This window comes from Granulicatella sp. WM01, assembly GCF_004570605.1.
Classification (GTDB): Bacteria; Bacillota; Bacilli; order Lactobacillales; family Aerococcaceae; genus WM01.
This window is the reverse complement of record NZ_SPPB01000072.1, coordinates 1-7565: the sequence shown is the minus strand read 5'-3', so window position 1 is coordinate 7565 and position 7565 is coordinate 1. Positions and strand designations below refer to the sequence as shown.

Below are 7565 nucleotides of genomic sequence, written 5' to 3'. Positions count from 1 at the left end.
TGGATAGTGTCACTATCTGCTAGAAACTCACAAGAACGGGGTAAGTTTATAGACAATTCATGTCTCACCTGTTGTGCTACTTTTTTCTGTTGTTTTAGTCGTTTTACTGTTTTCCGATGTGTTTTGGGAGAAATCATCCCATGGTTATAGAGAATGGTACGAACAGTTGTATCTGTTAAATTGATGCCATGTTCTTGTTTTAACATTTCAGTAAAATGAACAACATTAGGTTTTAAATTGGTAAATGATTGGTATAATTCTACAATAAAAGTTTTAGTAGATTCAGGTAGACTATGCTTTGGCGAGCGTTTTTTATTTTTATGAGAAAAAGCTGACTTACCCAATTGAACATAATTGTTAAGTAGTCGGTTAATTTGTCTTAATGATAATGTTAATTCAACACAGGCACGTTGTTTTGTTTTTTTGCCATGATGAACGGCTTTGATGACGTTATATTTTTTTATTTCATTCACTGTTAATTCTATCCTTTTCATATCTCTAGTTTATCATTTTGGGACATTTTGTCATTCGATTACTTTAAGACATTATCACATTCGATTGATAAGCAACGAAGAAATGAAAAAAAGACTAGAATTTTAAATCAAATAATGGTATAATCTATCAGTCTGAAGATTTTTCTTCAATATAGAAATGTTTGGAGGGAACACAATGCGCGTAAACATTACATTAGAATGTACAGAATCAGGTGAACGTAATTACATTACAACAAAAAATAAACGTAACAATCCAGAACGTATTGAAGTGATGAAATATTGTCCAAAATTACGTAAAAAAACATTACACCGTGAAGTGAAATAATGATAAAAAACGACAATCTAGAAAAGGTTGTCGTTTTTATGTTGATGTCTTAAAAGTGATAAAGATTTCATACGATTTTTGGTCATTGTATTAGGGAATAGAATGTGGATAGGTTATTTGTTTACTTGTCATTAATGTTACAATATGAGTATGTATGAAAGGGAGGACTGTTTTACTTTGTAAAAAAATGTGTAATCCTAAACATATAATCCTTTATTTATATGAATGGCGGATAGTCAGGTATTATTTTGTAGAAAAATGTTTTTTAATATAAATGTACTTATAATGTTGAAGTTGTTGAAAGTATGATATAATAGAGCAAAAAGAGGAGCAATATGTATGAAAATTTTAAAAAGACTGTGGCCTGTCGTATTAATGATTGTAGCATACGTAGGTGTAGCATTTTTATCCAGCGTTGTAAGTGTAAGTATGAGAAATCGAGATATGTTTTTGTTGTTAATAATCGTTTCATTAGGAGCATTAGCATTGTTTATACGTATTGGAAATAGATACCGTATAGAACTATTCAATTTGAAAACATTGACTTGGAAAACAGTTGGTTTATCAATAGGAATATTCTTTTTAAGTCGTTTTGGCATGACGTTCTTAATAGATATACTGCCTCAGGAAACATTTAAAAATCAAGATAGCATTGAGCAAATGTTCAGAATGTCAAATGTATGGTGGGCGTTCATTGCTATTGTTATTGTAGGTCCAATTATAGAAGAAGTTTTCTTTAGAAGAGTGTTGATAATGTATCTGTTTGAAGAATATGCTTGGGTAGGTTTAATTTTATCTACTGTATTATTTTCTCTTGCACATGGTGCAACAACGTTGACAGAATTTGTTGTGTATGGATATATGGGATTGATTTTTGGGATAACATATATGTTGACGAAGTCTTTGGAGTGTGCCATATTGGTGCACATGTTAAATAATGTATTGAGTTTCAGTGTCATGGCAGGTTGGATACGCTAAAGGATATATTCATTTCTTTTAAGTGACGATACGGATTAGCTTGTAGCATAAAAAGGCTGGGTAAATTTTAACACCAAGTAAATCGCTTTAATTATATAGATTTTCCTTTTGGGTTTAGGGATTTTGTAAAATTCTGTAGATTTTTTATTTAGTGATAGGACTGGGAAAAACTAAAATTTTTAGCCTTTCGATTAAAATTTGAAAACAGCTTAGCATCAACGTTTCTGATGACGTTGATGCTAAGCTGTTTTTTATTTTTAAAACTTTTTTCTCAGTCCCATTAAGATTACTGGATTAGGCGTTTGAAACATGTCGTTTTTTCTAATGCTTCATGAAGATGATGCATTTATTTCATCTAATTCAAAGTGTTTGCTTTCCCATTGTGTCATTGCTTCGTCGTAGTGTTGTCGAATAGTGTGTAATGACTGTGTAAGGTTATGTGACTTTTCAAAATCAGTATACACATCTGGTTGTGATAATTCGTTTTCAATTTGAGCGATTTGACTATCATAATGTGCCATATTATCCTCTAATTGTTGGATAGCACGTTCTAATTGACGACGAAGTTTTTGTGTTTCTTTTTGGCTAATATAATCTCTTTCCTGTGTAGTTGTCTGAGCAGAGCTTTCTGGTTGAGTTATGCCATGCTCTTGTGCTTTTTTCTCCAAATAATAATCGTAGTCACCAATATATAAGGTGCTTCCTGTTTTGGATAGTTCAACAATATGAGTTGCAATTCTGTTGATAAAATAACGATCGTGAGAAATAAAAAGTAATGTGCCATCAAAACGAATTAATGTATCCTCTAAAATTTCCTTGCTGTCTAAATCTAAGTGATTGGTAGGTTCGTCTAAAATTAAGAAATTGTCATGCTTCATGGCTAGTTTTGCCAGAAGTAAACGTGCTCTTTCGCCACCACTAAGAGTATGGACGGGTTTTAATACATCGTGTCCGCTAAATAGGAAACTTCCTAGTGTACTCCGAATATCTTTTTCATTAACTAAAGGATAGTCATCCCATAACTCATGTAGGACATCTTTTTGTGGAGATAATAAGGTTTGTTCTTGATCGTAATATCCAATCGTCACATTAGAACCCAGTTTAATTTCACCATTAAGTAAGCTGACGTGACCTAAAATTGATTTCAGTAAAGTTGATTTTCCAATCCCATTTGGACCGATTAAAGCAACAGCTTGCTGTTTACGAATATCTAATGAAATAGGAGATGATAATACTGTATTTTCATACCCAATGGAGAGGTTTTCAGCTTGTAGGACGACCTGACCACTTTCTTTTTCTGCCATAAATTGAAAATGCATGGATTTATCATCTTGTTTAGGTTTCTCAAGACGTACCATTTTTTCTAATTGTTTACGTCTACTTTGTGCACGTTTTGTTGTAGAGGCTCTAACTAAATTCTTTGCCACAAAATCTTCTAATTTTTCGATTTCAGCTTGTTGTTTATCGTAGGCTTTCCATGCACTTGCTAGTCGAACTTCTTTTTCGTTTAAATAATACGAATAATTCCCTTTAAAGTAATGGCTTGTTTTTTGACTGATTTCATAGACTTCATTAACTACTTTATCTAAAAAATAACGATCGTGAGATACGATAAGTAGAGCACCTTTATAATTGGATAAATAGTTTTCTAGCCAACTTAATGTGTCAATATCCAAGTGGTTGGTAGGTTCGTCTAAGATAAGTAAGTCATGTTTTTCTAATAAGAGTTTTGCCAAAGCTAAACGTGTTTTTTGTCCTCCAGATAACTCAGATATTGAACGATGATAGTCCTGTTCAAAAAAACGTAAGCCGTGTAAAACCGAACGAATATCAGCTTCGTAGCGATAGCCACCCTGTTGTTCAAGTTCGTGTTGTAATGTATCATAAGTGTTTAGTGTTTGTTCGTATATCTTGGGATTGTTTAAAATATGCTCTTGTGTTAATAGTGCTGCTGTCTCTTGTACTAAATGATGCAATGTAATTGTTTTGGAGAAAACCGACAACATTTCTTCCCAAATCGTATGTGCTGTATCGACAGCAGAATGTTGATCAAGATACCCTATAGATAAATCCTTTATTTTTGAAACTGTTCCATTGTCATTACTTTCAATACCGGCTAATATTTTAAGCAAAGTAGATTTGCCCGTTCCGTTACGTCCTACTAAAGCAATACGTGAGCGTTCTTGGATTTGAAGAGAGATATTTTGGAAAAGCGTTTCTGTTCCAAATACTTTAGATAAATGTTGGGTTTGTAAAATAATCATGATAAATTCCTCGTTATGATTGTAATCTAGTTGTAATATCTCTACTATCATATCAAGAATTTAAGTGGAGGGCAATTTTTGTTGTATGATGTAGTGAAATTATTTATAATGTGTATTATAATAGAATGGTGTATAAGACATGATAAAAGGAGGTAAGTTTTTGTGACAGAAAACAAAAAAACATTTTATTTGACAACACCCATTTACTATCCAAGTGGTAACTTACATATTGGGCATGCGTATACAACCGTTGCTTCTGATACAATGATACGTTATAAAAAAGCACAAGGATATGACACACGTTTTTTAACAGGAACAGATGAACATGGGCAAAAAATTCAGCAAAAAGCTCATGAAAAAGGTGTTAGTGAAATCGAATTTGTAGACGAGATTATTGAGAGCATCAAAGCGTTATGGGAAAAATTGGAAATTTCTTATGATGATTTTATTCGCACAACGGAGTCAAGACATAAGGAAACTGTACAAAAAATTTTCCAAACATTAGTTGATAAAGGCGATATTTATTTAGGAGAGTATGAGGGTTGGTATTCTGTATCAGACGAAGAATACTTCACAGAATCTCAACTACAAGAAGTATTTCGTGATGAAAATGGAAAAATGATTGGAGGAATTGCACCAAGTGGACATGAAGTGCAACTGGTTAAAGAAGAATCTTATTTCTTTAGAATGAGTAAATATGCAGATAGATTGTTGCAATATTATGAAGAGCACCCAGATTTTATTCAGCCAGAGTCACGTAAGAATGAGATGATTAACAATTTCATTAAACCTGGTCTTGAAGATTTGGCAGTATCCCGTACATCATTTGATTGGGGAATAAAAGTGCCAAATGATCCAAAACATGTTATTTACGTTTGGATAGATGCATTATCAAATTATATTACAGCTTTAGGCTACGGTAGTGATGATGATAGTCTGTTTAAGCGTTACTGGCCGGCTGATGTTCATTTTATGGCAAAAGAAATCGTCCGTTTCCATACAATTTATTGGCCAATTCTTTTAATGGCACTTGACTTACCGTTGCCAAAGAAAATTTTTGCTCACGGTTGGATATTAATGAAAGACGGAAAAATGTCTAAATCTAAGGGAAATGTAGTAGATCCTAATGTATTGATAGATCGTTATGGATTAGATGCTTTAAGATATTATTTATTACGTGAAGTACCATTCGGTTCAGACGGCATATTTACACCAGAATCATTTGTAGAACGTATTAATTATGATTTAGCAAATGATTTAGGCAATCTATTAAATCGTACAGTAGCCATGATTAATAAATATTGTGATGGTGTCATTCCAGAGTTTACTACTCCAGAAACAGAGTATGATAAAGATCTTATTGACAGTGCTAATCGTATGATTGATGAGATGGAAGATGCAATGGAAAATATGCAATTTTCAGTGGCTTTAACGTCTATTTGGAAATTTATATCCCGTACAAATAAATATATTGATGAAACAACCCCTTGGCTAGCCGTTAAAGATGAAGCAAGACATGCTGAGTTGGCACGTACAATGAACTATCTAGCAGAAAGTTTACGTATTATTGCCGTTGTTTTAAAACCATTCTTGATGCATACGCCAACAAAAATGTTAGAGCAATTAAATATCAACAAGCCTGCTTTAATGCAATATGACACAGTACGCCATTTTGGCATTATTCCACAACATACTAAAGTTGTCACTAAAGGAGAGCCTATTTTCCCACGTTTAGATATGGAAGAAGAAACAGCTTATATCAAAGAAAGTATGTCAAAAACGAAACATACACCTGTGGAAGCTGAAGAATGGAATCCTGAAACAATTGAGTTGACAAGTGAAAAAGACGCTATTGCCTTTGAAGATTTTGATAAAGTAGAATTAAAAGTTGCTGAAGTTATTCAGTGTCAAAAAGTAGAAGGTGCAGATAAATTATTACAATTCCGTTTAGATGCAGGGGATAAAGGTGGGCATAGACAAATTTTGTCTGGAATTGCTAAATATTATCCTAATCCAGAAGAATTTATTGGGAAAAAAGTAATTATCGTAGCTAATTTAAAACCACGTAAATTACGTGGACAAATTAGTCAGGGTATGATTTTATCGGCTGAAACTGCAACAGGTGATTTGCGAGTTGTATTTGCAGATCAAGAAGCTGAAAATGGATCAGTTGTTGCTTAATGTAGGAATATATAAAGAATTCTGTAATAGATACTTAAAGGACTAGGCAATCTATACGAATTGGCAGAATATGAAAGATGATAGTAGTGGAGAGCAACATTCCATGGTAGTCATCTTTTGGTATACATGTAGATGGTTTGTTAGTTTTCTAAAAATTAGTGGCATTCAGATTATATTTTGATAAGAACAATAGTTCGGTTGAATGAATAGAAAGAGGGAAAGATATGACAACGTGGCATGATGTATTAGCGCAAGAAAAAGAAAAAGAGTATTTTAAGCAAGTTCGTGCTTTTGTAGCACAAAGACGACAACAAAGCGTGGTTTTTCCAGCAGTAGACCACGTATTTGCAGCGTTAAAATTAACGGAATATGATGATGTTAAAGTTGTTATTTTAGGTCAAGATCCTTATCATGGACCTAAGCAAGCACACGGACTTAGTTTTTCTGTTCAAGATGGAGTGTCTTTCCCTCCTTCACTGCAAAATATTTTTAAAGAGCTAAACCAAGATTTAAATTTACCTATGCCAACCTCGGGTAACTTGACAAACTGGGCAAAGCAAGGCGTTTTATTATTGAATACTGTCTTAACAGTTGAACAAGGAAAAGCGAATAGTCACCAAAATAGAGGTTGGGAAACATTTACAGATAGAGTAATTGAAGTATTGAATGAGAGAGAAAAACCTGTGATTTTTGTGTTGTGGGGAAGACCTGCACAAAAGAAAACAGCGTTAATCAATCAAAAACATCATAAAGTTATTATGGCACCTCACCCTAGTCCACTATCAGCACACCGTGGATTTTTTGGAAGTAAGCCATTTAGCCAAATCAACCAGCAGTTAATAGAATGGGGAGATAGCGAAATTGATTGGCAGTTGAAGTAATAGTGTCGATTAGTTAGGTTATGATAATCCATTATAGTGTTTAAAAATACATAGAAAATAAAAAGTTTTATAAAAAACTATGTCAATCGAAAATGAAAATGTCCCAAAATGTGGGCCACTATAAGTGCAATGATTTTCAAAAAAATCATTGCACTTATAGGGCAAAATAATGTATGCTATTAAAGTATCAAGCAAGCTTGTTGTCTTGATACTCTTCAAGAGTTTTTCCAATACTCTTGAGATAGCGTTTGAAAGATGCCAGTTTCCACGGGTGTGATTGTGGTGGAACGTATTGGCGTCTTTCTTTTTTTATATTCTCACCCAAATCAAACACCGCTGAATGCTCTTCATGTGTTAACAAACAACGTGTGGCATAAATGTTGTCAGCGATATTCAAGAAAATATCCCCATTAAATGCTTCAATAACCAACGCTTTTGTGTG

Annotated in this window: 5 protein-coding genes and 2 pseudogenes; 4 read left to right on the top strand and 3 right to left on the bottom strand. The window is 33.3% G+C overall.

The features are described 5' to 3' along the window. Window positions 1–494: pseudogene (locus tag E4T68_RS07905) on the bottom strand (helix-turn-helix domain-containing protein); the annotation flags it as partial. 175 nt (window positions 495–669) lie between these two features. On the opposite strand from E4T68_RS07905, the gene rpmG reads away from it, so the two are divergent. Further along, window positions 670–819 carry a 50S ribosomal protein L33 gene (rpmG, locus tag E4T68_RS07900; RefSeq protein WP_135125793.1) on the top strand — a complete coding sequence of 50 codons (150 nt, stop codon included), beginning with the start codon at window positions 670–672 and terminating at the stop codon, window positions 817–819. 339 nt (window positions 820–1158) lie between these two features. Then, complete coding sequence (locus E4T68_RS07895) at window positions 1159–1797, top strand: CPBP family intramembrane glutamic endopeptidase (protein ID WP_135125791.1); 639 nt, start codon at window positions 1159–1161, stop codon at window positions 1795–1797. Between the two features lie 329 nt (window positions 1798–2126). Here E4T68_RS07895 and E4T68_RS07890 read toward each other — a convergent pair whose 3' ends face one another. Continuing rightward, on the bottom strand, window positions 2127–4061 hold the full coding sequence (locus E4T68_RS07890) for an ABC-F family ATP-binding cassette domain-containing protein (protein ID WP_135125795.1): 1935 nt from the start codon (window positions 4059–4061) through the stop codon (window positions 2127–2129). A 162-nt stretch (window positions 4062–4223) separates the two neighbouring features. On the opposite strand from E4T68_RS07890, the gene metG reads away from it, so the two are divergent. Then, window positions 4224–6242 carry a methionine--tRNA ligase gene (metG, locus tag E4T68_RS07885; RefSeq protein ID WP_135125789.1) on the top strand — a complete coding sequence of 673 codons (2019 nt, stop codon included), beginning with the start codon at window positions 4224–4226 and terminating at the stop codon, window positions 6240–6242. A gap of 224 nt (window positions 6243–6466) precedes the next feature. Beyond that, window positions 6467–7123, top strand: coding sequence for a uracil-DNA glycosylase (ung, locus tag E4T68_RS07880; RefSeq protein ID WP_135125787.1), 657 nt, complete (start codon window positions 6467–6469; stop codon window positions 7121–7123). A 187-nt stretch (window positions 7124–7310) separates the two neighbouring features. Here ung and E4T68_RS07875 read toward each other — a convergent pair. Continuing rightward, window positions 7311–7565 (bottom strand): annotated as a pseudogene (locus tag E4T68_RS07875) (ISNCY family transposase); the annotation flags it as partial.

What these genes read in the sequence shown, in the direction of transcription:
- rpmG (WP_135125793.1), top strand. Translation starts at nt 670, where the DNA reads ATGCGCGTAAACATTACATTAGAATGTACAGAATCAGGTGAACGTAAT.
- E4T68_RS07895 (WP_135125791.1), top strand. Translation starts at nt 1,159, where the DNA reads ATGAAAATTTTAAAAAGACTGTGGCCTGTCGTATTAATGATTGTAGCA.
- E4T68_RS07890 (WP_135125795.1), bottom strand. Translation starts at nt 4,061, where the DNA reads ATGATTATTTTACAAACCCAACATTTATCTAAAGTATTTGGAACAGAA.
- ung (WP_135125787.1), top strand. Translation starts at nt 6,467, where the DNA reads ATGACAACGTGGCATGATGTATTAGCGCAAGAAAAAGAAAAAGAGTAT.